31 protein-coding genes and 1 riboswitch are annotated in these 25,217 nt (G+C 46.1%); of the genes, 7 read left to right on the plus strand and 24 right to left on the minus strand.

The features are described from left to right. Positions 1–223: 223 nt before the first annotated feature. The 15 genes from G9F50_RS06230 to G9F50_RS06300 form a co-directional block, all read right to left on the minus strand. Positions 224–631 (minus strand): Asp23/Gls24 family envelope stress response protein, encoded by a 408-nt coding sequence (locus tag G9F50_RS06230; protein ID WP_003153156.1) that lies wholly within the window; start codon positions 629–631, stop codon positions 224–226. 21 nt (positions 632–652) lie between these two features. Next, positions 653–2,005, minus strand: coding sequence for an acetyl-CoA carboxylase biotin carboxylase subunit (gene accC, locus G9F50_RS06235; protein ID WP_007408348.1), 1,353 nt, complete (start codon positions 2,003–2,005; stop codon positions 653–655). Positions 2,006–2,019: 14 nt separating this feature from the next. Continuing rightward, positions 2,020–2,499, minus strand: coding sequence for an acetyl-CoA carboxylase biotin carboxyl carrier protein (gene accB, locus G9F50_RS06240; protein ID WP_007408347.1), 480 nt, complete (start codon positions 2,497–2,499; stop codon positions 2,020–2,022). A 153-nt stretch (positions 2,500–2,652) separates the two neighbouring features. Then, entirely contained in the window at positions 2,653–3,303 is a 651-nt protein-coding gene (locus G9F50_RS06245) for a SpoIIIAH-like family protein (RefSeq protein WP_007408346.1), read from the minus strand. A gap of 3 nt (positions 3,304–3,306) precedes the next feature. Beyond that, the gene (spoIIIAG, locus tag G9F50_RS06250) at positions 3,307–3,999 is read right to left on the minus strand and encodes a stage III sporulation protein AG (protein WP_033574142.1); all 693 of its coding nucleotides are present in this window, start codon (positions 3,997–3,999) and stop codon (positions 3,307–3,309) included. Next, positions 3,992–4,612, minus strand: a complete 621-nt coding sequence (gene spoIIIAF / locus G9F50_RS06255) for a stage III sporulation protein AF (protein WP_060562605.1) — start codon at positions 4,610–4,612, stop codon at positions 3,992–3,994. The genes spoIIIAG and spoIIIAF overlap by 8 nt, the downstream gene beginning before the upstream one ends. 16 nt (positions 4,613–4,628) lie before the next feature. Then, positions 4,629–5,837 (minus strand): stage III sporulation protein AE, encoded by a 1,209-nt coding sequence (gene spoIIIAE, locus G9F50_RS06260; RefSeq protein ID WP_003153145.1) that lies wholly within the window; start codon positions 5,835–5,837, stop codon positions 4,629–4,631. A gap of 32 nt (positions 5,838–5,869) precedes the next feature. Beyond that, positions 5,870–6,259: a stage III sporulation protein AD gene (gene spoIIIAD, locus G9F50_RS06265; protein ID WP_071392571.1), complete on the minus strand. Its 390-nt coding sequence runs from the start codon at positions 6,257–6,259 to the stop codon at positions 5,870–5,872. A 12-nt stretch (positions 6,260–6,271) separates the two neighbouring features. Further along, the gene (gene spoIIIAC / locus G9F50_RS06270; protein WP_003153142.1) at positions 6,272–6,478 is read right to left on the minus strand and encodes a stage III sporulation protein AC; all 207 of its coding nucleotides are present in this window, start codon (positions 6,476–6,478) and stop codon (positions 6,272–6,274) included. A gap of 22 nt (positions 6,479–6,500) precedes the next feature. Next, positions 6,501–7,016: a stage III sporulation protein SpoIIIAB gene (gene spoIIIAB / locus G9F50_RS06275; protein WP_007408343.1), complete on the minus strand. Its 516-nt coding sequence runs from the start codon at positions 7,014–7,016 to the stop codon at positions 6,501–6,503. Next, positions 7,010–7,933: a stage III sporulation protein AA gene (gene spoIIIAA / locus G9F50_RS06280; protein ID WP_007408342.1), complete on the minus strand. Its 924-nt coding sequence runs from the start codon at positions 7,931–7,933 to the stop codon at positions 7,010–7,012. Before spoIIIAA ends, spoIIIAB begins: the two co-directional genes overlap by 7 nt. 77 nt (positions 7,934–8,010) lie before the next feature. After that, positions 8,011–8,292 carry a YqhV family protein gene (locus G9F50_RS06285; protein WP_003153124.1) on the minus strand — a complete coding sequence of 94 codons (282 nt, stop codon included), beginning with the start codon at positions 8,290–8,292 and terminating at the stop codon, positions 8,011–8,013. A 145-nt stretch (positions 8,293–8,437) separates the two neighbouring features. Further along, positions 8,438–8,995: an elongation factor P gene (efp, locus tag G9F50_RS06290; protein WP_003153123.1), complete on the minus strand. Its 558-nt coding sequence runs from the start codon at positions 8,993–8,995 to the stop codon at positions 8,438–8,440. A 24-nt stretch (positions 8,996–9,019) separates the two neighbouring features. Beyond that, positions 9,020–10,081, minus strand: a complete 1,062-nt coding sequence (locus tag G9F50_RS06295; protein ID WP_043020796.1) for a M24 family metallopeptidase — start codon at positions 10,079–10,081, stop codon at positions 9,020–9,022. Between the two features lie 131 nt (positions 10,082–10,212). Further along, complete coding sequence (locus G9F50_RS06300; protein ID WP_060562606.1) at positions 10,213–10,743, minus strand: YqhR family membrane protein; 531 nt, start codon at positions 10,741–10,743, stop codon at positions 10,213–10,215. A gap of 221 nt (positions 10,744–10,964) precedes the next feature. Here G9F50_RS06300 and G9F50_RS06305 point away from each other — a divergent pair, with 221 nt between their 5' ends. Both G9F50_RS06305 and G9F50_RS06310 read left to right on the plus strand, forming a co-directional pair. Next, positions 10,965–11,921, plus strand: a complete 957-nt coding sequence (locus G9F50_RS06305) for a DUF1385 domain-containing protein (RefSeq protein WP_060562607.1) — start codon at positions 10,965–10,967, stop codon at positions 11,919–11,921. Positions 11,922–11,955: 34 nt separating this feature from the next. After that, positions 11,956–12,351 (plus strand): SA1362 family protein, encoded by a 396-nt coding sequence (locus G9F50_RS06310; RefSeq protein WP_060562608.1) that lies wholly within the window; start codon positions 11,956–11,958, stop codon positions 12,349–12,351. Here G9F50_RS06310 and G9F50_RS06315 read toward each other — a convergent pair. From G9F50_RS06315 to G9F50_RS06325, 3 genes are all read right to left on the minus strand, one after another. Then, on the minus strand, positions 12,348–13,223 hold the full coding sequence (locus tag G9F50_RS06315; protein WP_012117971.1) for a patatin-like phospholipase family protein: 876 nt from the start codon (positions 13,221–13,223) through the stop codon (positions 12,348–12,350). The two genes, G9F50_RS06310 and G9F50_RS06315, sit on opposite strands and share 4 nt — an antisense overlap. A 114-nt stretch (positions 13,224–13,337) precedes the next feature. Then, positions 13,338–13,766 (minus strand): transcriptional regulator MntR, encoded by a 429-nt coding sequence (gene mntR / locus G9F50_RS06320; protein ID WP_060562609.1) that lies wholly within the window; start codon positions 13,764–13,766, stop codon positions 13,338–13,340. Positions 13,767–13,865: 99 nt separating this feature from the next. Further along, positions 13,866–14,702, minus strand: coding sequence for a lipoate--protein ligase family protein (locus G9F50_RS06325; RefSeq protein ID WP_015240200.1), 837 nt, complete (start codon positions 14,700–14,702; stop codon positions 13,866–13,868). A 193-nt stretch (positions 14,703–14,895) separates the two neighbouring features. Here G9F50_RS06325 and G9F50_RS06330 point away from each other — a divergent pair, with 193 nt between their 5' ends. Then, positions 14,896–15,276 (plus strand): rhodanese-like domain-containing protein, encoded by a 381-nt coding sequence (locus tag G9F50_RS06330; RefSeq protein ID WP_007408335.1) that lies wholly within the window; start codon positions 14,896–14,898, stop codon positions 15,274–15,276. Between the two features lie 54 nt (positions 15,277–15,330). Here the strand turns inward: G9F50_RS06330 and gcvPB are convergent, their stop codons facing one another. From gcvPB to gcvT, 3 genes are read right to left on the minus strand one after another with little or no spacing between them, the layout of a single operon-like run. Then, the gene (gene gcvPB / locus G9F50_RS06335; RefSeq protein WP_060562610.1) at positions 15,331–16,806 is read right to left on the minus strand and encodes an aminomethyl-transferring glycine dehydrogenase subunit GcvPB; all 1,476 of its coding nucleotides are present in this window, start codon (positions 16,804–16,806) and stop codon (positions 15,331–15,333) included. Continuing rightward, positions 16,799–18,145: an aminomethyl-transferring glycine dehydrogenase subunit GcvPA gene (gene gcvPA, locus G9F50_RS06340; RefSeq protein WP_060562611.1), complete on the minus strand. Its 1,347-nt coding sequence runs from the start codon at positions 18,143–18,145 to the stop codon at positions 16,799–16,801. Before gcvPA ends, gcvPB begins: the two co-directional genes overlap by 8 nt. A 14-nt stretch (positions 18,146–18,159) precedes the next feature. Then, on the minus strand, positions 18,160–19,260 hold the full coding sequence (gene gcvT, locus G9F50_RS06345; RefSeq protein ID WP_015388009.1) for a glycine cleavage system aminomethyltransferase GcvT: 1,101 nt from the start codon (positions 19,258–19,260) through the stop codon (positions 18,160–18,162). Positions 19,261–19,438: 178 nt separating this feature from the next. Then, positions 19,439–19,539, minus strand: a riboswitch (glycine riboswitch). 144 nt (positions 19,540–19,683) lie between these two features. On the opposite strand from gcvT, the gene G9F50_RS06350 reads away from it, so the two are divergent. From G9F50_RS06350 to sinR, 4 genes are all read left to right on the plus strand, one after another. Continuing rightward, the gene (locus G9F50_RS06350; RefSeq protein ID WP_060562612.1) at positions 19,684–21,354 is read left to right on the plus strand and encodes a DEAD/DEAH box helicase; all 1,671 of its coding nucleotides are present in this window, start codon (positions 19,684–19,686) and stop codon (positions 21,352–21,354) included. 17 nt (positions 21,355–21,371) lie between these two features. Further along, positions 21,372–22,166: a YqhG family protein gene (locus G9F50_RS06355; RefSeq protein WP_060562613.1), complete on the plus strand. Its 795-nt coding sequence runs from the start codon at positions 21,372–21,374 to the stop codon at positions 22,164–22,166. 176 nt (positions 22,167–22,342) lie between these two features. Further along, on the plus strand, positions 22,343–22,516 hold the full coding sequence (gene sinI, locus G9F50_RS06360; protein ID WP_003153105.1) for an anti-repressor SinI: 174 nt from the start codon (positions 22,343–22,345) through the stop codon (positions 22,514–22,516). Positions 22,517–22,549: 33 nt separating this feature from the next. After that, positions 22,550–22,885 (plus strand): transcriptional regulator SinR, encoded by a 336-nt coding sequence (sinR, locus tag G9F50_RS06365; protein ID WP_003153104.1) that lies wholly within the window; start codon positions 22,550–22,552, stop codon positions 22,883–22,885. Positions 22,886–22,932: 47 nt separating this feature from the next. On the opposite strand, the gene tasA is transcribed toward sinR, so the two are convergent. The 3 genes from tasA to tapA all read right to left on the minus strand — a co-directional run bounded on the left by tasA (position 22,933) and on the right by tapA (position 25,009). Further along, complete coding sequence (tasA, locus tag G9F50_RS06370; protein ID WP_007408329.1) at positions 22,933–23,718, minus strand: biofilm matrix protein TasA; 786 nt, start codon at positions 23,716–23,718, stop codon at positions 22,933–22,935. Between the two features lie 63 nt (positions 23,719–23,781). Continuing rightward, a complete protein-coding gene (gene sipW / locus G9F50_RS06375) occupies positions 23,782–24,366 on the minus strand; it encodes a signal peptidase I SipW (RefSeq protein ID WP_060562614.1) in 585 nt (194 codons plus the stop codon). Then, positions 24,338–25,009, minus strand: coding sequence for an amyloid fiber anchoring/assembly protein TapA (tapA, locus tag G9F50_RS06380; protein ID WP_165406519.1), 672 nt, complete (start codon positions 25,007–25,009; stop codon positions 24,338–24,340). The genes sipW and tapA overlap by 29 nt, the downstream gene beginning before the upstream one ends. Positions 25,010–25,217 lie beyond the last annotated feature (208 nt).

A 25,217-nucleotide genomic window follows, 5' to 3' on the forward strand; every position in this document is an offset into this window, starting at 1 on the left:
GCTTAAAGAGATCATAACATATTTTTTTCTCAATCGCATGTCGAAATTTAGGTTTTTTCACCCTAATGCCGAATATTTTCACAAACCGTATTAATTTCATTCGGATTTCACAGCATGAAGAAACTCGGCTGCCGTTTGTAAGCCGGCTTTCTTCATGCCTGAAATGACGGGAAACGTATAAAAAACCAAAGGGCTGCCCATCCCCTTGGTTTTTATACGCTCATTACATTTCTTCGTCGATTTCGACTTCTTGGGCTTTCGTGTCAAATTGAATGCCGACGATATGAATATTGATTTCATTAATGGTCAGAGACGTCATGTTTAATAAGGTTTGGCGGATATTCTCCTGAACGCTTGCCGCCACTTTCGGGATCGAGATCCCGAATTGAACGACGCAATAGACGTCGATGGTAATCCCGTCATCGGCTAAATCGACCTTTACGCCTTTGCCGTGATTGATTTTGCCGAAGCGTTCTACGACGCCCGTGGCGAAATTGCCGCGCATTTCAGCAACTCCTTCAACTTCGGAAGCGGCGATGCCGGCAATGACTTCAATGACCTCAGGAGCAATTTCAACCTTGCCTAAATGAGCCTCATCATGATCCATTTTAAGCACACTGTTGTCTTCCATTCAATTCACCTCCCGCAAAAATTATGAGCCCATTACATCATATGTTTCTAAAAACTTTGTATTAAACTCTCCGCTGACAAATGTTTCGTGTTCAAGCAGTTTCAAATGGAACGGAATCGTCGTTTCAATACCTTCAATCACGAATTCGCTCAGCGCGCGTTTCATCCGTGCGACTGCCTCATCACGCGTTGTTCCGTATGTGATGACTTTAGCAATCATACTGTCATAGTACGGCGGGATCGAGTAGCCGGGATATGCGGCTGAATCCACGCGTACGCCGAGTCCGCCCGGCGGCAGGTACATGTTAATTTTACCGGGTGAAGGCATGAAGTTTTTCGCAGGATTTTCAGCGTTGATGCGGCATTCAATCGCCCAGCCGTTAAATTCAACGTCTTCCTGTCTGAGCGAGAGCTCCTGTCCGGATGCCACTTTAATCTGTTCTTTGATCAGATCCGTTCCCGTCACCATTTCTGTGACAGGGTGCTCTACTTGAATACGCGTGTTCATTTCCATGAAGTAGTAGCGCTGTTCTCTGTAGTCATAGATGAATTCTACTGTGCCGGCTCCCGTGTAACCGACGGCCTTCGCTGCTTTTACCGCTGCTTCACCCATCTGCTCCCTGATTTCAGAATCAAGCGCAGGTGACGGTGACTCTTCAAGAAGTTTTTGCAGACGTCTTTGGATAGAACAGTCACGCTCTCCGAGATGGATTGTGTTTCCGTAATTATCCGCAAGCACCTGAATTTCAACATGGCGGAAATCTTCTATGTACTTCTCGATGTACACACCCGGATTTCCGAATGCCGTAGCGGCTTCCTGCTGGGTAATCTCAATGCCTTTGATCAGTTCTTCTTCTGTGCGTGCGACCCGGATGCCTTTTCCGCCTCCGCCCGCAGTGGCTTTTATAATGACAGGATACCCAATTTCACCTGCAAGCGAAACCGCTTCTTCCGTATTTTTTATGATTCCTTTTGAACCGGGCACAATCGGCACGCCCGCCAGCTGCATCGTGTCGCGCGCGATATCTTTTGTTCCCATTTTTGAAATGGCGTCAGCCGTAGGGCCGACAAACGTTACGTTTAATTCCTCGCACAGCTCGGCAAAGTCGGCGTTTTCAGCTAAAAACCCGTATCCCGGATGAATCGCATCCGTGCCGGTCAGCTTTGCGACGCTGACGATGTTCGTTACATTTAAATAGCTTTCTTTTGATGTTTTCGGCCCGATACAAAAAGCCTCATCGGCCATTTGGACATGCAGGGCGTCTTTATCTGCCTCAGAATAAACGGCTACAGTTTCAATGCCCAGCTCTTTGCAGGCCCGGATGATTCTGACGGCGATTTCTCCTCGGTTGGCGATCAATAGCTTTTTAATCATAATAGCAGGTCTCCTTACTCAGCTTTTACAAGAAATAGAGGTTGTCCGTATTCGACCAGCTGGCCGTTTTCAACTAACACTTCAACGATTTCTCCTTTTACTTCGGCTTCAATCTCGTTAAAGAGTTTCATTGCTTCTACGATACAAACAACTGTATTTTCGCTCACTTTTGAACCTTGGTTTACGTAAGGACCGGCTTCCGGCGATGAAGAAGCATAAAACGTTCCGACCATCGGAGACGTAATTTTGTGCAGGTTTTCGTCTTGTTTCGGCGCTTCCTGAGCAGGAGCGGCTTCACTCGCTTCCGGTTTTGCAGCCTGCGGAGCAGGTGCGTAAGCGGCGGGAACGGCTTGGGCTTGTCCCGTTACATTCACTGCCGGCGCTTCATTTTTTTTCAGTTTGAGGCTTACGCCTTCAATTTCGTAAACAAATTCGTCGATGGAAGATTCATCGATTCTTTTTATCAGTTCATGAATTTCGTTGATTTTTAACATCAGTTTCCACTCCTATGTATAAAAAATAGAAATTTATGGGTTGCTACTAAAAGTACATACTATGTTTATCTTACAGGAGCGCTTGTGTAAATTCAACACTGATCTAAAATGACATCAGAAAAGCCCGCAGCGGGTGCGGGCGGTTCAGGTCTCTTACTTTGTCGGTTCAAACGTGACGGCGACGTCTTTCATCGTCTTGATTTCTTTTTCCACCAGGTCAATGATAGCGGAAGCTTTTGCGTTTGAATGTTTGTCAGACATGACGGTAATGTTGATTTTGTCTCCTTCAGCATCCACGAGCGCATCTTTGTAGCCTTGTGTTTTAATCAGCGTTTCCAGCTGTTTTTCCGTCCCTTCAGCATTGCTCAGCGCCGTCATTTTATCGTAGGCTTCGCTTTTTTCCTTTGCGGTCGCATCATCGCTTGAAACAATGCTGTTTAACTGTTCCCTTTCTTTGCTTCTCGCGTCTTCAAGCTCCATGCGGTATGCGGTAAATAAGTTTTCATCAGCTGTTTCTGTGGCGACCGATCCGTCTTTGTCCGATGCTTCGGCTGATGTTTCTTTATCCTCTTTTGTGCCTTTAGAATCTTTCGTTCCTTTTGTGCCGTCTTCTTTTTCCGTGCCGCTTCCGCTCTTATCTTTCGTTTCAGGAGCAGGCGTTTTTTCAGTGGCGACTTCTCCGCTGCTTTTTTCGCTTTTCATCTGCACGGCATTTTTGCTTTCCGGCGACATAATATAATAAACACTTAATACCACGACGAGACTGAGCATTGTTAAAAGCCAAACCGTTTGTTTTTTCAGCATGATTTATGAATCCTCCTTGATTTTTTTAGGGGCAACCGCTACACGGTAGCTCGGAACATCAAGCACCCTTGTGACGGCATCAATGATGGTTTTTTTTATTTGAACGTTGTCCACTCCCTGAGCGACAACGAGTACACCGCGGATATCGGGCTTTTTCGTCTGGACGACGACCGGGGTTTCCTGGTCCCCGTTTCGAATCATGACAATTTGTTCTTCAGAGGTTTGATCGGTTACGCTTCTTTTGCCGCCTTCTTTATCGGTTTCTTCAGTGGTGGTGTCTTTTTTCGTTTTATTTTTCTCAAACACTTTCAGAGATGTTGCGTCTACGTTTACGACAATTGAGACATCCTCCACGCCGATAATCGTTTCAAGGATTTCTTTCAGCTGGTTTTCATAGTCTCTTTCGTAATCATCGATCGTGGTTTTTGCGCTGCCGTCTTTCGATGCCTTAAAAACGGGTGCACTTTTTTGCCCGCTTTTGTCTTCCGTTCGGCCGGACATGACGGTCTGCACCGCTTGGTCCTTCCCGGTTTTCTCCGGTGAAGAGAACAGCTGGCTGACCAGCATAAAAGATACCCCGAGCACAAACACGAACAGAAAGTAATGATATTTTGTCAGTTTTGGTTTTTCTCCGTCTTTCGCCTGTCCGATCATCAGCTGTTTTTTGAGTATGGTCCATAGTCCGTTTTTATTCATGGCCGTTTTTCTCCCCGCCTTCCATATAAACCGTAATTTTCTCACTGCCGATTTCCCATATATCCGCAAGTTTTTCTTTGATGTCTGCGGCCTCTTTTTTGTCGGCTGCGTCTTCCGGTTCGTATTTGCGGTCTGTGCGGATGTCGATCGGTGCGACGGTTTGCACGGTTTTTTCAGAAGATGGGGCCATATACACGCTGATCGTTTTTACATCTTCTTCTGAACGAACCTGTTCTTCCGCTGTAAGGCGGATGTCGTCTATTTTGTATTCGTCATGACTGAACATCTCCTCCGCTTTCTTTTTTAGTTGGACAGCCATTTCTTCTAAAACATATGCGCGGTTTGATGCTTGTATTTCTTTTTTTTCTGATTTAATTTGATTTTTTATATCAGCGGATTGAGATTGCTCTTGTTTTGTCAAATAATCGAAGATGATTTCCGGGTCTGTTTTGAAAAGTTTGAATATCGGGTTGAGCATGACAATGATTAACAGCAGGCTGACAACCATCTTGGCGTATTTTTGCATACTGGAGCTGGGCAGCAGCATGTCGATGACGATGGCGAATAAGATAAATAAAATAATGCTTGTCAGCCATTCTGTTAAAAAGCTCATATCCAATGGGCCTCCTTTATTTCATCATCATGGTGAGGTTGCCTGCTGTAATAATGACTGTGATGCTGAGGAAAAACATGAGAGAGACGATGGCGAGCGCCGCGAAAATATACAGTACGCTTCTGCTGATGACGCCGAGGCACGTAATGACGGGCCCGCCTCCGAGCGGCTGCAGAATAGCGGCCGCGAGCTTATAAATAAAAGCGAGCGAGAGCACTTTGATCGCCGGAAACGCGGAGATGCAGATCAAAATTCCGACTCCGAGGATTCCCACGGTGTTTTTTAATAGGAGCGATGCGCTGATGACCGTATCCGTCGCATCCGTAAACATCCGGCCGAGCACGGGAATAAAATTGCCTGTTATAAATTTTGCAGTCCTGAGCGTAATCCCGTCCGTCACGGCAGCCGAAGCCCCCTGTACGGAGATGACGCCGAGAAACACGGTGAGAAATACGGCAAGCGCTCCGATCGCGATATTTCTGAGCAGATTGGCAAGCTGCGTGACTTTATATTGATCCGTCATCGTGCTGACGATGCTTAAAATCGCTGACAGGAAGATAAGCGGCATGACGATGTTTTGAATGAGAAGGCCGCTCGTATTCATCAGAAATAAAATAACGGGGTGAAAAAAAGCTGCGGAGACGGCTCCCCCGGAAGACGCCAAAAGCGCGAGTAAAAGCGGGATGAGCGCGAGAATGAAGCTTGTCATCGTCTGGATCGCTTCACTGGCATAATTGACGGCAACATGAAAGCTGTTTAAAGCGAGAATAATCAGCACCATGTAGACGATTGCATAAGCCACTTTGCTGACGGTGCTCTGCTGGAACGCATTTTGCAGGAGCTGCAGAATGACACAAAAAATGGTGAGAAGAATCAAAGTTCCCAGAAGCTTTCCGTTTGCGAGCACTTCATGAAACAAGTATGAAAATAAAGCCTTCAGCCATGCCTCCGGCGAGAACGTTTTTTCTCCGTTAATAAAGTCGATGATGCTTCCCTTTTGGCTTTCAGGCAGAAGGCCGCCGTATTCTGTCATGATGTCGTCCCAAAACTTTCCGATGCCTTCTGTTTTCAGCGCTTCGGCCTGCTTTTTCGCCACTTCATCAGCGGATTCTTGGTGAACTGCGGTTTCCTGCGACGCACCGTCTGTTCCGGCAGCTTGTACACATTCAGTCTGAAAAAATAAGAGGATGAACAAAAAAGCTCCCGCCCACCGAAAGCGCTTCATTTTTTGTGCCCCCCTTTCCATTTTATTTATGATCAAGAAGGAATAAGTCCGAGAATCGTTTCAATAATGACGGTGAGTATCGGCACGGCCATTACCAGTATCAAAATTTTTCCGGCCAGCTCTATTTTCGAAGCAATCGCTCCCTGGCCCGCATCCTTTGTCAGCTGCGCTCCGAATTCAGCGATGTAGGCGATGCCGATAATTTTTAAAATGGTTTCCACATAGACCATATTGACATTTGCATTGACGGCTATTTTTTCTATCATTCTGATAATGTCGTAAATCTGGTCGATGAGATAAAGAAAGATCACGCAGCCGCTGAAGACGACAATCATAAACGCGAAAGTCGGTTTCTGTTCTTTTACGATCAGGGAGAGAAATGTGGCGATCAGGCCTAAACCTACAATTTGAACAATCTCAATCTGTAAGCCCCCCTATCCTTGGAATAGAAACACAGCTTTGATCTTTTTAAACAGGTCATCGACAATCGTCGCCACCATAAATAAAATATAGATAAAGCCAAGCAGCGTCACCCATTGGGCGTATTCTTTTTTTCCCATTTGGTCAAGTATGGTGTGCAGAAACGCAACCACGATACCGACTCCGGCGATTTGAAAAATGACATTTACGTCGACTCCCATTTTATGTTTGCTCCCCTCATGTTTACATCAATAGAAGAATGAGTAACAGTCCGGCTAAAAATCCTAAGCTTTTCACCATTTTTTCATTTTTCGCCTGCGCCCGTCCGGCATCCGCTTCCGCCGCTTCCAAATGTGTAAGCGCAAGCTTGATATGTTTCTGCTGAGAAACACGGTCATGGAGCCCGAGCGTCTCTCCGAATTGCTTCAGCACATCATATTCACTTTTTTTCATCGCCATGGACGACCAATTATGTTTCAAGCTCTGTTCCCAAGCCGTTTTGGCGGAATCGCTTCCCTGCTCAAGCCTTCTGCTGAAAGCTTGAAACAATAACGATACAGGTTTGGAAAGCTGTGCAGCAATTTGTCCCGAGGCGGTATGCAGCGGTGTATGCCCGAACATGATTTCCGCTTCAAGCGATTGGAGCGCCGCGCGCAGCTGACGGATCTGCCTCGGCCTTTCTATATACATTTTGGCGATCTCAAATCCGGTCCAAGTCGTCGCTGTCAGAATAAACACGGCACCCAAAAGCTTCAGCATGTCATCACGCTTTCAGCATGCGGAACAGGTTCCCCGTCCTTTCCGTACATCCTGCTGATCGTTCCCGGACCGCGGCGCCTTGACAGTTCAACATATCGGTCAAACACGTTTTCCTCCCAAAGCATTTTCAGCGACGGCCTCTTTACCAAGTCTTTCATATTCCACCCGTGCGCAGATACGATGACGGATACGCCCGCATGGAGCGCCTCCAGCAGCGCTTGTGAGTCTTCCATTCTCCCGATTTCATCCACAATTATGACATCAGGACTCATAGAGCGAATCATCATCATCAGCCCTTCCGCCTTCGGACAGGCATCAAGGACATCGATTCTGCGGCCGAAACTGTGCTGGGGAATGCCCCGCAGGCAGCCGGCAATTTCCGAACGTTCATCTACGATACCTGTCTTTTTTGCGGGAATGCGTTTTGATCCGGTGCTGGAAAGCCGGGCCAAATCACGAAGCAAAGTCGTTTTCCCCGTTTGCGGAGGACCGATGATCAGCGTATTCAGCCAGTTTTCTTTCCATAAGAAAGGAATGAGCGGTTCTGCGATTCCCAGCTTCTCCCGGGCGATTCGGATATTAAAAGAAGTAATATCCCGGAGTCCTTTGACGGCTCCGTTTTCGACGATGACTCTTCCGGCCAGCCCCACACGGTGGCCTCCTCTGATTGTGATATATCCTTTTTTCAGCTCTTCTTCCAGCGTGTACATACTGTAATTGCTGAGCCGGCTGAGGATCAGCTGTGCGTCGCCGGCCGTACAGACATATGACAAATACAAAGGTTGTCCTTTTTGGATCAGTTCAACCGGCCTGTCGACGCGGATTCTGATTTCTTCTGTATCCCGCCTCGCTTCTTCGGGCACGGCGGAGATGGCATCTCTCAATAATTCAGGGAGAACCTCTGTAATCTCATTCAATAGAGTCTCCTCCTTTTTTACCGATTGGCTTCTTTAAAATGTATGATCCGGGACAGACTTTATGACACCCCGGCCCTCTATTTATGCACACCGGCCAAAATCAGCACCACTCCCGCAAAAATCAATATTAATTTTGCATATGAGAGCTGTCCGGCAATCTGATAAATGCCGATCGTCATTGTGATGATAAAGATCAGCGGGCCGACGATTGCCAAAATACTATTCACCACAACCGCCTTTCTGATGTCGTTTGTCAAAAGCATGATAATAGCGGCCGATAATTCAATGAGCGAGGACAAAACTCGTAAACCGGCCATCGTTAAAACAGTAGAATTGATTGAACCAAACAAAAATTTCATTGCAATCCCCCAACTTCAAGCATTTTGTTACACTATATGCTCTAGCTGACGGAAGTAGTCTCACTATTTTCATATAGAAGAAAGATTCAGGCAGAACGCAAAAAAAGCCTGCCCCGTAAAAGGAGCAGACTCCGAATTTCTTTGACTACGCTCTTGACACGTAAGAGCCGTCTGATGTATTTACAACCAGCGTATCGCCTTCGTTCACGAAAAACGGTACGTTTACGACAAGACCTGTTTCCGTTTTGGCAGGTTTTGTGCCGCCTGACGCCGTGTCGCCTTTAATTCCCGGCTCTGTTTCAACAACTTTCAGTTCAACTGTGTTCGGCAGTTCAATACCGAGCGTTTCAGACTGATACATCATGATGTGCACAGACATATTTTCCAGAAGATATTTCAATTCTTCTTCGATTTGGTTTTCGTTCAATTCAAGCTGTTCATATGAGCTTGTATCCATGAACACGTGCTGATCGCCGTTGGCATAAAGATACTGCATCGTTTTTGTTTCGATTTGAGCTTTCGCGACTTTTTCACCTGCACGGAATGTTTTCTCCTGAATAGCGCCCGTGCGGAGGTTACGCAATTTAGAACGGACAAATGCCGCTCCTTTTCCCGGCTTTACGTGCTGGAAGTCAACGACGCGCCAAATGCCGCCGTCTACTTCAATCGTTAGTCCTGTACGAAAATCGTTAACTGAAATCATGTTTGATGTCCTCCTATATTCCGATCACAAAATAATTAATTCTTTAGGGGAATGCGTAATTGTCCGGTTGCCGTCGTCAGTGATGATGATATCATCTTCGATTCTTGCGCCCCCAACTTCCGGTATGTATATGCCCGGCTCAACCGTTACCGCCATGCCCGGCTCAAGAACGGCCGATGACCTGAGAGACAGCCCCGGTGATTCATGGACTTCCATTCCAAACCCGTGTCCTGTCGAATGGCCGAAATACTGTCCGTAGCCTTTTGCGGTGATGTGATCCCTCGTCAGGGCGTCCGCTTCTTTTCCCGTCATGCCGGGTTTAATATGCAGGACACCAAGCGCTTGGGCATCGTATACGACCTGATAAATCTCTTTCAGTTTATCACTTGGCTCTCCGACCGCGACGGTGCGTGTGATGTCAGAACAATAGCCTTTATAATAAGCGCCGAAATCGAGCGTGACCAAGTCTCCCTTTTCAATCAATTTGCCGCTTGCCACTCCGTGGGGAAGGCTGGATCTGACTCCCGAGGCGACGATCATATCAAAGGAAGAGCCGTCTGCTCCTTGACGTCTCATATAAAATTCAAGCTCGTTTGCAACTGAAATCTCTGAGATGCCCGGTTTGATAAACGTCAGAATATGTTCAAACGCATCATCCGCAATCTTCGCAGCTTCCTCTAATATCTTAATCTCTTCACTTGACTTAATCAAGCGCAACTTTTCAACGGAATCCGCGACGGGAACCATCTCCGCTTCCTGCAGCACCGCTTGGTAGGATGCATATGTTCCGTACGTCATGCTGTTTTGCTCGAAGCCGAGTTTTTTAATGCCGTACTCAAGAATCGTATCCGCAGCCGTTTGGATTAAGCTTCCGCCGTGCTCGATAATGTCAAAACCCTTCACTTGCGTCTTCGCCTGCTCGGTGTAACGGAAATCCGTGATAAATGCCGCACGTTCTTTCGATATGACCGCAAGGCCTGACGAACCCGTAAATCCCGTCATATACTGCAGATTGGCGGAGCTTGTCACCAACATTCCGTCTATATCCAGCTGACCGAAAAGATTTCGCAATTTCTCAAGTTTCATTCCCTTTCTCCTCCTCGCCGATTCTTGACTGCCGCCTGACAACGCGGGAGCATCCCCGCCCGGTTTTCAGCATAAAAAATGTTCACTTCTCGTGAACATTTTACCATACCGGACAGGGATTATACACTTATTCACTTGTTGCCGAGCGCCCTTGCAAGCTTGTCTGACGTAAGTTCATTGTAGTTGAAGGAAATTGAGTAGCCGACAAACAAACCGTACAGAATGTAAAGGCAAAGCGTCGTCACGATTGTATCTGATTTCAATTCAGTGACGGATTTCACATCTTCGAAAATCGGATTGAATAAGAAAAAAACCGCACACCATAAAATGATGCCGTACACCATCCCCGGCCACATGGTTTTAAAACGCTTCAGGCACACGAAATAAATGAACGCTCCGGCAATTGAAATCAACCCGATGACAACGATGCTGACCATCGTGCCGAGCCATTGTTTTTTCCATTCTCCGATCATAAACGGCTGAAGAATCATGTTGGGGCTGATCTCTGAAAAATGAAAGACATACCCGAGATAGCCGATCAAACTCCAAAATACACCGCCGGCAAATCCTATACCGCAAATTCTGCCGGTAAATGAAACAGGCTGCTGATCATCATCCTGCTTCTTTTTTTCTTCCTGTTCTGAATGTTTTTCGCTTGTCATCATGGCACCTCCAGTCATAGACTGCCCCAAAATTGAAAAGTCATAAAAAACTGCGCCATATTTTCATTCAATGAGTAAAATCTAAAGAAACGGGGTATACTGCATGTAGAAAAAGCATTGATTTTCCAGCTGTCTAACTAGAGGTTTACCGCGGTTTCCTGTACAATAGAGTGAAAGGAAACGGTTAGTAAATCCTAAAAAAACAGGCAGGTTGATAAACAATGTCCAAACAAAAAACGCCCCCTGCTTACGGCGGGCAGGCTGTCGTTGAAGGGGTCATGTTCGGCGGCAGAAAAAATTATGTTACCGCCATCCGCAGGAATGACGGAAGCATTGATTTTTTCAAGCTTCCGAGAGTGCCGAACGCCAAGCTTTCGGCTTTAAAAAAGATTCCTTTTTTGCGGGGAATCGTCGCCATCATTGAGGCGAGCGCCAACGGCACAAAGCATTTAAACTTTTCCAGCGAACGTTACGGGCTTGATCCTCAAGATGACGCCAAGCTGGAGCAGGAAGATAAGAAGGGTTCGGGCTTATCGATGTTTTTCAGCCTGGCGGTGATCGGCGTTCTGTCGTTTTTGTTCAGCAAATTCGTTTTTACGCTCGTCCCGGTCTTCTTAGCGGAGCTTGTAAGGCCCGTCTTTTCCTCAGACGCCGCGCAGATCGGAATCGAAAGTCTGTTTAAGCTTATTCTGCTTCTCGGCTACATTTATTTTTTATCACTGACGCCGTTAATTAAAAGAGTGTTTCAATATCATGGAGCCGAACATAAGGTCATAAACTGTTATGAACAGAATTTGCCAATTACAATAGAAAATGTTCAGAAGCAGTCACGGCTTCATTACCGTTGCGGTTCAAGCTTTATTTTATTTACAATCATTGTCGGCATGTTCGTCTATTTACTCGTTCCGACAGATCCGCTTTGGGTGCGGATTTTAGACAGGATTGCGCTTATACCGGTCGTTCTCGGCATCTCCTTTGAAGTGCTCCAGCTGACGAACAGAGTGCGGAATATCCCCGTTTTGAAAGTGCTCGGTTATCCCGGCCTGTGGCTGCAGCTTTTAACGACAAAGGAACCGGCGGATGACCAGGTCGAGGTTGCCATAGAAAGCTTTAACGAGCTTCTCAGACTGGAAGACATTTCAGAACAGAGCGAAAAACCGTCTCACAACGTAATCTGAACCGTTACCGTTATTATTTTGGAGGTGGGCAGTTATGAATCATCGTGTACAACCTTTTTTTGCTGTATTGATAGCGCTTGGCGCATTCGGTTTCATTTATGCGGCGGTAACCAACCCCGGGCAGATGATTTCAAGAGCGATCACCATTATTATCGCAGGCATCATTATTTATTTTATCGTGAGGACGGTCCTGAACCGCCGCACCGGCCGTGACGGAACCGCTTTCAGAAAAGCGGCCAGACAATCGCGGCTCCGAATGAAGGAGCAAAAAGCGAAGCACCGCGCCGGACACAGAGGCCGGGTCAGCCATTTGCGGAGCGTGCCGAGCAGCAGCAGACCGAAGCCGATGATTCTTAAGAAAAAAAGCCAGACCCAGCTTACCGTCATAGAAGGCAAAAAGAATAAAAAGAAAAACAGAGCGCTTTTTTAATAGCTCCATTGCTTCAAAAATTGCTCTGTTCTGCTTTTTCCTAGCTCAATGAGAGCTAGTTTTTTTTGCGGTGTGAGATGAAACTCCGTCGCCATCACATGTTCCACCGGAATAAAAATAATATTCTGTTCGTACTTTGTCGCGATATGCCTGGCATCATGAGCGTCTTTCATCGTTTCAAACAAAGCCCCGAACAGCTCAAAAGCGTTCCGGATTGATTTTTTCGGGCGCTCTTTTTCGTTGGGCGAAAGCGAAATTCCGATGACCGGCCGTTTGCGTTCTTTTGAATACAGCCAAATCGGGAAATTGCTTAACACGCCGCCGTCAACAACCGTTGAGGTGCCTTTTTCGGTCTTCAGTTTTATCGGTTCAAAAAAATAAGGAATGCTGCAGCTCATTCTGACGGCTCTGGCAACCGGGAACATCTCCGGATTTAATCCGTAGCGGGGAAGATCGTCAGGAAGCACGATCATCGTTCCGTTCGTCAGATCTGAAGCGATGAGACGGAGCGAGCCTTTTTTCAAATCGCCGAACGCGATGATGCCCTTCGCTTTTAATTTATCCGCAATCCATTTTTCCAGCATATCGCCTCTGTATAGTCCGAGGCGCCAATATATCGACACCCACCGCAGGATTTTCAGCGGGAGGAATGAGTATCTCTGATCAAGCAATTGCCTTCCGTCCACCTCATCTATGATGGAATGAACCTCTCTGCTCGTATAGCCCGCAGCGATAAATGCGGCAATAATTGCGCCGGCGCTTGTTCCGGCGAGCCTTTCAAAGCGAAAGCCCTTTTCTTCCAGCGCTTCATAAGCGCCGGCAAGCGCCACCCCTTTTATCCCCCCGCCCGAAAATACGCCGTCAATCTGCATAGCGCGCCCTCTCCCTTCCATCTCAAGGTGTATTATTATTTTAAGAAACGGCTGGGCGAAATAGACCAAAGAATGAAGACATTAAAAAAAGGGCGCCCCATTTCGGGCTGCCCTTTATTCACCGGAATTTTCGGTTTTTTTCTGTACGGATTTCAATTCTTTTTTCCGGCTTGCGTCATCTTCAAAATACTGAACGAGGTCGCCGATGCGGTCAATGCTGTTCCAGCTCAGATGATGTTCGATTCCTTCAACATCATTGTAAATCTTCTCTTCATCAACACCAATGATTCTTAAAAACTGCTCAAGCAATTCGTGTCTGTATACGAGCCGTTTGCCGATCTTTTTGCCTTTTGACGTCAATACGAGCCCGCGATATTTTTCATAAATCAAATACTCGTCTTTATCTAGTTTTTGAACCATTTTCGTTACAGAGGAGGGGTGGACTGCCAAAGCTTCCGCGATATCAGAAACCCGTGCATATCCTTTTTCTTCTATCAGCATATAAATCTGTTCAATATAATCTTCCATACTTGGTGTTGTCATAAGTAACCCTCCCAAAAAGCACCTTAACTTTATAAACCATTACAAGTTTACACTAACGGTCATGAAAAAACAAGGATGCTTCCGGTCTGTCAAGCCTTATCAGCGCTTATAATTCCATTCATCAGACGCGTATTTCGTCTCAGCCAGCTCATTGACAAATGCAAGCTCTTCAGACGTGAGTGTGTAAGGCTCAAGATGAATGTTCAGCCCTTCCTCAAAACCGGCTTTAAAAGCGATTCTGGCCTCATCCATCGTTACCCGTTTCGGCGCTAAGGCGTTGATGGCTACCGCCTTGTTTTTAAAATTCCGCTGCATGCGCTCACGGACTCTGTCGCTCGGATATAAAAACAGATCAAACAGCTTATCCTCATCAATGTCAAGCAGGATGGAACCGTGCTGAAGAATGACGCCTTTTTGGCGTGTCTGTGCGCTTCCGGCAACTTTCCGTCCTTCGACGACCAGTTCATACCACGAAGGCGCATCAAAGCAGACGGACGAGCGCGGATTTTTCAAGCTTTCTTTTTCTTTCTCCGTTCGCGGAATCGCAAAGTAGGCATCAAGTCCAAGGTTTCTGAATCCCTGCAGAATGCCTTCTGAAATCACGCGGTACGCCTCTGTCACCGTGGCCGGCATTTCCGGGTGATCCTCTGAAACGATTACGCTGTAAGTCAATTCTTTATCATGCAGAACACCCCGTCCGCCTGTCGGTCTTCTGACAAACCCGAGGCCGTGTTTATGTACTGCGTCAAAGTTAATTTCCTTCTTAATATTTTGAAAATACCCGACAGACAAAGTTGCCGGATTCCAGCCGTAAAAACGGATCACCGGAGGAATTTTTTTTTGGCTGTGCCAATATAAAAGCGCTTCATCCAGCGCCATGTTAAATGCCGGGCTTTCATTCCCTGAGTCAATAAACCGCCATGTTTCTTTTTCCATACACTGAACCCTTCTTTATCGTTTTAATAAAATCAGTTTAACAAACTGCCTTGAAAATGAAAAATATTTCGTTTCATTAAGGATGACAATCGCTTCATGCTTTACTATAATAGTATTTGTCCCAAAACGTCCGGTAAGCCTTGTTTTCAGGAAGCAGGGTTTTGATTTTATAAGTTAAAGGAGTAGAATCGCATTGTCTAATATGATTGCTTTAATTATTGTTGCGGCGTTTATCGTTTATATGATCGTGTCGTATTTTTACCAGCAGCGTTTAATGAAAACACTTACGGAAGAGGAATTCCGCGCGGGCTACAGAAAAGCGCAGCTGATTGACGTCCGTGAGCCGAATGAATTTGAAGGCGGCCATATTCTCGGCGCGCGCAACATTCCGCTGTCACAGCTGAAACAGCGCAAAAGTGAAATCCGTCCTGATAAACCCGTTTATCTGTACTGCCAAAACAATGTCCGCAGCGGACGCGCGGCACAGACGCTCCGCAAACACGGCTGTAAAGATATTTACAACCTGAAAGGCGGATTTAAAAAATGGGGCGGAAAAATTAAAGCAAAAAACTAATCATAAAAAAAGAGCTTCCGTATAAAACGGACAGCTCTTTTTTTTTACACCGTGTCAGCAGCTGCCGTCAAGTGTACGTTCGTATTTTAAAACGGGCTTTCTTGCCGCCTTGGTTTCATCCATTCTTTTGACAACTGTTGTATGCGGCGCTTCCTGAACGATTTCAGGCGATTCCTCCGCTTCCCGCGCAATTTGAATCATGGCATCTATAAACGCATCTAGCGTTTCCTTTGATTCCGTTTCCGTCGGTTCGATCATGATGCTTTCTTCAACATTGAGAGGAAAATACACAGTCGGCGGATGATAGCCGAAATCCAAAAGCCGTTTGGCAATATCAAGCGTTCGTACGCCGAGCTTTTTCTGCCTTCTTCCCGATAACACAAATTCATGCTTGCAATGACGGTCATACGGGAGATCATAATAAGGCGCGAGTCTTCTCATCATATAATTTGCATTTAAAACCGCGTTTTCGGTCACAGCTTTTAAGCCGTCAGGCCCCATGGACCGGATATACGTGTAGGCTCTGACATTAATGCCGAAGTTGCCGTAATAAGGTTTTACACGCCCGATCGACTGCGGCCGGTCATAGTCAAAAGTCAAACGCCCCTCTTTTTTCGTGAGAACGGGTTTCGGCAGATACGAAATGAATTCTTTTTTCACTCCGACCGGACCTGAGCCCGGTCCTCCCCCGCCGTGCGGCCCGGTAAATGTTTTATGCAGATTAAGGTGAACGACGTCAAATCCCATATCTCCCGGTCTTGCTTTACTTAAAACGGCATTTAAATTCGCTCCGTCATAATAAAGCTTTCCGCCGGCCTGATGGACGATTTCAGCCATTTCCGTAATGTTTTCCTCAAATAACCCGAGGGTGTTCGGATTCGTCAGCATCAGCGCCGCTGTTTCTTCGTTTACCGCTCTTTTCAAATCTTCAATGTCAACCAGCCCGTGCTCATTTGACTTAACGGTAATCGTTTCAAAACCGGCGACCGTGGCGGATGCCGGATTCGTACCGTGGGCTGAATCAGGGACAATCACCTTCGTCCGTCCGAAGTCTCCCCGCGCTTCGTGATAAGCGCGGATCATCATCAGGCCGGTCCATTCGCCGTGAGCGCCCGCCGCAGGCTGCAGCGTCACCTCGTCCATGCCCGTAATCTCCTCCAAGTGTCCGCTTAAATCGTATAAAAGCTCAAGCGCCCCCTGAACCGTGTCCTCGTCCTGAAGCGGATGAATAGCGGAAAAACCTGCGATCCGGGCAATTTTTTCATTTAATTTCGGATTGTATTTCATCGTACAGGAGCCGAGCGGATAAAAGCCTGAATCAACTCCGTGGTTCCTCTTAGAAAGAGCGGTATAATGCCGCATAATATCGAGCTCTGATACTTCCGGCAGCTTTGCGTCTTCATCGCGGATATAGTCACCGGGAAGAAGGCTTTCAAGCTCTGTTTCCGGCACATCAAGCTCCGGAAGGCTGTAACCGATACGCCCTTCGCGGGACATTTCAAAAATAAGCGCCTGATCTTGATTATTCATGTTGATCCCCCAATCCCGCAATAAGCGAATCGATCTCTTCTTTTGTTCTCAGCTCTGTGACGGCAATGAGCATATGCTGATTCAGTTCCGGATACGCAAGGCCTAAGTCATATCCGCCGATTATGCCGTCTTGCAGGAGCCGCCGGTTTGCTTCCTTGACGGGAAGATTCAGCCTGACGGCAAATTCATTAAATATCGGGCCGTCAAATGCTACGTGCAAGCCGGCTTTTTCCGCTTGGCGTCTCGCGTAATCAGCTTTCAATATATTTTGGCGGGCCATGTCTTTGACGCCGTTTTTTCCGAGCGCCGTCATCGCGACTGAAGCCGCTAAAGCATTCAGCGCCTGATTTGAACAAATGTTAGACGTGGCTTTGTCTCTTCTGATATGCTGCTCGCGCGCCTGAAGAGTGAGAACAAAACCTCTTCGCCCGTTTTCATCCTCCGTTTGGCCGACAAGCCGGCCCGGAACCTTTCTCATCAGTTTTTTCGTTACTGCAAAATAGCCGCAGTGCGGGCCGCCGAACGCCGCAGGTATGCCGAAAGGCTGCGCGTCCCCGACGACGATATCAGCTCCGTATGCCCCGGGCGGTGTCAAAATACCGAGCGCGAGCGGGTTTGAAGAAACAATCAGCTGGCTGTTTCCTTTATGTGCGAGCGGCTCAATGTCCTTTAACGGCTCGATTTGTCCGAAGAAGTTCGGATACTGGACGATCACGGCTGCCGTTTCATCACAAACGGCATGTTCCAATGCTTCAAGATCTGTGACGCCGTTTTTCGCGGGCACCTCTACAACCTCAATATATTGGCCCTTTGCGTATGTTTTCAAAACATCCCGTGATTCCGGATGAACGGCTGCGGAAATGACGATTTTTTTCTTTTTCGTATGGCCCGACGCAAGCATCGCCGCTTCCGCCAGCGCCGTTCCCCCGTCGTACATAGAGGAGTTTGCGATATCCATTCCCGTTAATTCACAGATCATCGTTTGAAATTCAAAAATCGCCTGCAGCTCTCCTTGTGAGATTTCAGGCTGGTAAGGTGTATACGCCGTGTAAAACTCTGATCGGGATATCACATGATCGACGATAACCGGCTGGTAGTGATCGTACACTCCTGCGCCCAGAAAAGATGCATATGTAACAGCGTCTTTATTTTTCGCCGCAAGCTTCGTCAGCTCTCTCGTCAGCTCTGTTTCTGATTTTGCTTGTTTAATTTGGTAGTCTTTTTGAAACCTCACATCTTCCGGAATATCGGCAAACAGTTCATCAATTGTTTCTGCGCCGATGGCTTTCAGCATTTCTTTTTTATCCTGTTCTGTCGCGGGCAAATATCGATGCTTCATATGACTCTCCTTTTTCAGCTCTGTTTTGGACGTTTATAAAACGGTGTGCGGACAATCTTCGCTTTTACCGTTTTTTTACGGATTTCCACTTCTACTTCCGTTCCGACTTCACTGAATTCCGTTTTGATTAAGGCAAGGCCGATATTTTTCTTTAAAGTCGGAGATTGCGTGCCTGTCGTGACTTCACCGATTGGAACACCGTCTTTTTTCACGGCGTACCCGTGTCTCGGAATCCCTTTTTCAATCATCTCAAGTCCGACCAGCTTTCGCGGGGCTCCTTTTTCTTTCTGTTCGCGCAATACAGACTTCCCGAAAAAATCGGAATCTTTCTTGTGTTTCACGGCAAATCCGATTCCGGCTTCAATCGGTGTAATATCTTTCGTCAATTCCTGACCGTATAAAGCAAGCTTCGCTTCAAATCTCAGCGTATCACGGGCGCCGAGGCCGCACGGAACGAGGCCTTCATGCTCTCCCGCTGCAAGTATCTCCTTAAATAGATGAACCGCATCTTCATTACGGCAATATAACTCAAACCCGTCTTCACCGGTATAGCCTGTTCTTGAAAGCAGGACTTGGCGTCCGGCAACGTCCGCCTCGTCAATAAATGTAAACGGCTTTAAGGAGGACAAATCACATTCAGTCAGCTTCGCAAGAACCGACTGAGCATTCGGCCCCTGAACAGCAAGCAGTGAAATCCCGTCAGACTGATTCGTCAGCGTGACATCGCCTTCCGCATGTTCCGTCAGCCAGGCGATGTCTTTTTCAATATTAGACGCGTTAATCACGAGCAGATAGCAGCTCTCGCTTTTCTGATAGATCAGCAAGTCATCGACCGTACCGCCGTCAGGATAACACATGGCGGTATAAAGCGCGTTTCCCGGCTTTAAATCGGCAACGTCATTTGTCATCATTTTTTGCAGAAAAGACAGGGCGTCTTTACCGGATACTTCAACTTCTCCCATATGGGACACATCAAACAGGCCCGCTTTTGTGCGGACGGCTTCATGCTCCTCTTTAATAGAAGAAAATTGAACCGGCAGCTCCCATCCTCCAAAATCAATCGTTTTTCCGCCGTATTCTTTATACACGTCATAAAGCGGTGTTCGTTTCAGCATCATCTTCCCCCTTCAGTCATTGGCGCATTGTAAAAACATATAAAAAAGGACAGAGAAACACCTCATGAAAATGAAGGTTTCTCTGTCCCGGCACCTGAAAGTTTACTTTATGAACATATCATAAAGACGTCCCCTTTGGTGGCCTGCTTCTTCTAAGTGCAGACACTCTCCAGAGTTGCGTCGAGCAAGAGTTCTTTTGCCTGAGAGATTCACTCCGCAGTTTGCTCCTTCGGCGCCCGGACGCCCATCTTTCGTCCGAGTCTCTCCCCTTGCTGTCATTCGCTCATATTTACCAATTTTATGGACATACTAAAGCAATATCTTTTAGTGAAATCATTACTTATATCCTACCACCCTCATTTACGTCCGGCAACAAAAATTATGATAAATCAGTTTTTTAAAAGAAAGGCGGTTTTGTTACATATGACAGCAGAGATCATATTTGATGCAAACTGGCCGGGAGAGTTTTCTGAGCGGCTGAAAACGGACGGTCCCTGGTCAAATTGGGAGATGTACAAACTGTCGGCTGAAGTCCAGCAGACCCTTGCCATTCCTGAATTTGAAGGGTTGAGGGCTCCTTTATACCTGCCCGATTTCACTCCGCTTCCCCATCAGCTTGAGGTCGCGCAGAAAGTCGTTGAAAAAATGAACGGCAAGGCGATTTTGGCTGATGAAGTGGGGCTCGGAAAAACGGTGGAAGCGGGCCTGATTTTAAAAGAATATATGATTCGCGGGCTGGCCAAAAAAATCCTGATTCTTGTGCCGGCATCACTCGTTTCCCAGTGGGTGAAAGAGCTTCAGGAGAAGTTTTTAATACCCGCTGTTGAACAGAAGAAAAGCTATGTGTGGGAACAGTGCGATATCGTCGTTTCTTCTATTGATACGGCCAAACGCTCGCCTCACAAAGACATTGTCCTTTCTATTCCGTATGATCTCGTCATTATTGACGAGGCGCACAAGCTCAAAAACAGCAAAACGAAAAATTATGAATTTGCGAGAAGTCTTGTGAAGAAATACTGCCTGCTTCTGACGGCGACGCCGATTCAAAACCGGATCGAAGAAATCTTCAATTTAGTGTCACTGTTAAAGCCCGGCCATTTAGGAAACGAAAGCGGATTTCAAGAAACCTTCAATCAGAAGGACGGGATTGACGCTCATGAGCATTTGAAAGAACTCGTCAATAAGGTGATGATCCGCAACACGCGGAGCGACACCGGCCTTACATGGACGAAGCGCCACGTGGAAACAGTGCCGATCACCTTTTCACCGACGGAACAGGCGCTTTACGATGACATTGCCGCACTGAAAAACGGCACGGAAAAGCCCGCAAGCGCATTTTCCATTATGACGCTGCAAAGAGAGTGCTGTTCAAGCCGGGAAGCCGTGTATATGACGCTCAAAAAAATGCTTGACCAAAAAGACAAACAAGCGCCCGCATTCGATGAACAGACGATCGCTAATTTAATGGACCGCATCAATCAAGTCACGCAAAACTCAAAAGCGATTCAAGTTGTTGACTTGATCCAAAAGATTAATGATAAAGTCATTATTTTTACTGAATACAGGGCGACACAGATTTACCTGCAATGGTTCCTTCAGCAGAACGGCATAAGCTCCGTTCCGTTCAGAGGCGGATTTAAACGCGGAAAAAAAGACTGGATGAAGGATCTTTTCCGCGGCAAAGTGCAGGTGCTGATCGCTACAGAAGCCGGAGGCGAAGGGATCAACCTGCAATTCTGCAACCATATTATCAATTATGACCTCCCGTGGAACCCGATGCGGCTTGAACAAAGAATCGGAAGGATTCACAGACTCGGTCAGGAAAGAGATGTCCATATCTACAATATGGCGACAAAACATACGGTGGAAGAGCATATCTTAAAACTTCTGTATGACAAAATTCATTTATTTGAAAATGTCGTCGGAGAATTAGATGACATTTTAACAAAAATCAAAGTGAGCAATTTTGAAGACCATTTGCATGATATTTTATGCCATTCGCTGACAGAGGAGGAAATGAGAATCAAAATGGACAATCTCACCTCTTTTCTGTCGTACAGTACGGAAAAGCCCGCCACAAAAAAAGGCTCTTAAAAAGGAGGAAGCGCGACATGAGACAGCAGGAGGTTCACCAATTTTTACTGCGCTTTTTTGAAGCGAACCACTGCCCGATTACAGAACACGGGCCGGGTTTTATGACGGTTCAGTTGACGGTCGAGATGGACAAACAAATTATGAACCGCCCGTTTTATTGGCATTGGCGTGAAAAAACGGGCGGCGAACCGAACCCGATGAAGATTACGTTCATCACTGATAAAGAAACGGCTCCGGAGGATATGGACGGCGAGTTTATTTACTTTGGAGCCCCGCGCCTCTTTCAAATCTTTCAAGCAGTTAAACAAAATGGGAGATTTACAAGAATATATGAGAAAATTGTATCAGCCGGAGCCAGAGTGCCGCTTCAGCCCTGGCTTGGATTAAATGTAGTGATTTCATACCAATCCGACATGAAAAAAGACAGACTTTTGTCTTTAGGCCTGCATCTTGTTTCTGGAACAATTATAGAAGGGTTTCAGCAGAAGCTTGCAACGCTTCCGCTGACCTCGCAAATATCAGACTATTGCTTTACCATATCGCCGATGATTAAGCCGGAAAGCGGGATTAAAAGGATGGAGCATTACTTAAAAGACGCTGCCGCCAAAGAGCCGTCAGACTGGGCTGACAGCGCGATCGCCAGATGGAAAAAGGACCTCAGGCTGCTCGATCAGTTTTATGAGCAGACAGAAGAAAAACCTGAGGAATACCATTTGGAAAAACAAGCGCTGAAAGCCTTATATCAGCCGAAAATTCACATTCAGATTGAAAACGGCGGTTTATTTTTCCTGCAAAGTAATTTTTCTGGATAAGCGTTATCCATTCGACACCTTTCCCGTTTTTTCTGGAAATTCTATATTATAATAAAAGTATATAGAAAAAATTTCTGGCGTTTCGCATGCGATGAATCACTTCCAGACATGTAAAGATAAGGTCATGGGCGGATTGGCTGAAATACATAAACAAGTATTTTAGGAGGAGAAAATGCATGAAAAATGCAAAAATGGAATTTTCGCAATTAGATAAGGAATGGGTTGAGCTGATATTAGAAGCTCAAAAAGCAAATATCAGCCTAGAAGAAATACGCAAATACCTGCTTTCGCATAAAAAGTCTTCTCAACATATCCAGGCAGCCAGAAGTCATACCGTAAATCCTTTCTGAATGTGCTATAATATCACAAGGAAGGTGATGACATTGATTGGCCAGCGTATTAAACAATACCGAAAAGAAAAAGGCTACTCACTATCAGAACTAGCTGAAAAAGCTGGGGTAGCGAAGTCTTATTTAAGCTCAATAGAACGAAATTTACAGACGAACCCCTCCATTCAATTTCTCGAAAAAGTCTCCGCTGTTCTGGACGTCTCGGTTCATACTTTACTTGATGAAAAACATGAAACCGAATACGATGGTCAATTAGATAGTGAATGGGAGAAATTAGTTCGCGATGCGATGACATCCGGGGTATCAAAAAAACAATTTCGTGAATTTTTAGATTATCAAAAATGGAGAAAAGCGCAAAAAGAGGAGTAGTGCCGCCATATGTGCACAACTCCTCTTTTAACTGTCCGACTTTCGGATTAGTTTTTATCCTCACTGTGAGCCTTTTCATTTTCCTTGACGTAACCGTCTTTATCCGTATGATCTTTCGTAATGGTCAAGCCGTTCCATTGCGTGGCTTCAAAAGAGAATTGAAGAGAAATCGCATTGCCTTGGAACTTGTTTTGCACACTTAATCCGTCCGCAGTTTTTGCGGTGTCATTTTTAAATTGGATTTCCATTCTCACCTGGTCATAATCAGCAGGCGTTTTCGGAACTCCGTCGTACTCAGGAGCTGTTTTGCCGTTAATGGTTGCCACATTGACTTTTCCGCTCTCACTCAGGAATTTCGGATCAATGTGCTTGCTGATCGCTTCGGCAGCTGCTTTATCCTGTTTTGTTGACATTAAGTATAAGTCTTTCAGGCTGGCCGCCTTTAAAATGATATTTTTAGGATAGCCGTTGCCCCCTTCTTTACCGACTGTCAGAACCGTAATTTCAAACTGGCTGAGGAAATCCTCCGCAGATTCATTTCCTTTCTTTGCTCCTTTAAAGTCAGTAAAATTCAAAGCCATCAGCACTTCTTTAATGGCAAGTGAACCGTTGTTTCTGAATTCAAAATCTTTCGTCAATTTATCACCTGGTTTTAAGTTTGACAAATTGACATTGGCTGATTGTTCTTTAGCCGATAAATCAAGTGTTCCTGACGCAAATGTAGCGTCCGTCGACTTCACATCATTAAATGCGGCCCATGTGCCTCCTCCTACTAATGCTAAACCGAGTGCGGCAGAGGCAACGCCCAAGCTTAATTTCTTTTTCATACCCATGTTTGTACTCCCCTTACTTTTTATTTTTTGTTATCAAATCCTGTCGCCAGGTTGCAACCGTATTCATGTGGAGATGGTTCCCTTTTTCGCATGTTCTTCCAGCGCTTTCGTTTTCCGCTCAATATCGCGGAGGGCGCTGACGATGACTGTTATTGAGTAAATCAAAAGCATGACGCCGGGAACGATTAACAGAATCGCCGTTCCGATCGGCTGGCTTGCCAAATGTATGACATATCCTGCATACGGAAGCTGATATCCCGTATACTGGGCCGCCACTTTTTCAGCTTGAACGGGTGCGGCATCCGGGGCGGCATTATGGTCCCCTTTTGTCTCAAACAGCAGGTTCCCGTCCTTTTTTGTGATCCCGATTATTCTGTGTGTGACGGCTGTTCCGTCATCTTGCGTAAAGGTGATCACATCCCCTTTTTTTAAGTCATTTACGTCAGAAATTTTCTTTACCGCTATGAGCGAACCCGTCTTAAATTCCGGGTCCATTGAACCCGACAGCACGGATTTCAGCGTATAGCCGAAGATGGCCGGCTCACCCCCGGAAGCCCGGGTCGAAATCACCGTTAACGTCAGCACAATAATCAGACTGAAGATGACGGCATATAAAATATTACTGATCAGTTTCAGCGCTTTTTTCATGTTCTTCCCCGCTTTCTTTTACCGGCTCAGCCGGCTCTTTCTCCGTTTTCTTTAGATCAGAAACGGTTGCCTGTTCCCGGCATTTGACGAGTTTCATAGGTCTTGACCACTCAAATTTTTCTTCGTCCGCCGGATACCCTTCAGGTTTGTAAACCTTGAATGCGTATATGCCCGGCTGTAAAGACCGCTTTGACTCAATTTTATAAATCGTTTTGCTTTTTTTATCAGTAATAAGCCCTTTATCCACAACATTGCCGTTTCGTAAAGGCTGCTGCTGAGAAGCGATTTTATGGAGCTCCCATTTCCAGTCAGAAACAGTCCGCTCTTTTCCCTTATTCTCCAGCTCGGCATAGAGCTGAAGCGGCGCACACACGGTGCCTGACGTATCAGTTTGATTTGTTATATGTAAATCACTTTGATCCCAGCGTTCGTCATAACGGCAATCGTCATCCGTATATTGAAAATCTCCGCACGTTTGAACCTGGAGACTGAAGCTTTTCACATCATTGAAGGAGGAACTTGTATCACCTGTGAACTGAGCACATATCGTCACGGACAGGCAAAAAATGAACGAAAGCCGTAACAATAGCATCATCCGCCATCTCACCTTGCACTTTTTTTCCATTCGCAACAATCGGAACATGCCTTACCCCCTGTAAAACTGTTAATAAATATGACAACCGTTCTCTTTAAAGAACTGTATGAACAAAGTATAATCAAGGATTATCGTCTTGAAAAATGTCGAAATCGGTCAAATTGTTCGTTTTTGAGAATGGTATCTTTTAAAAACAGCGTTTTGCTTCAAATTACACACCTTTTTGGAATTTTTTCTAATAAAACGTGAGAAAATA

The sequence above is a fragment of the Bacillus sp. EKM206B genome, from assembly GCF_011066015.1.
Lineage (GTDB): Bacteria > Bacillota > Bacilli > Bacillales > Bacillaceae > Bacillus > Bacillus velezensis.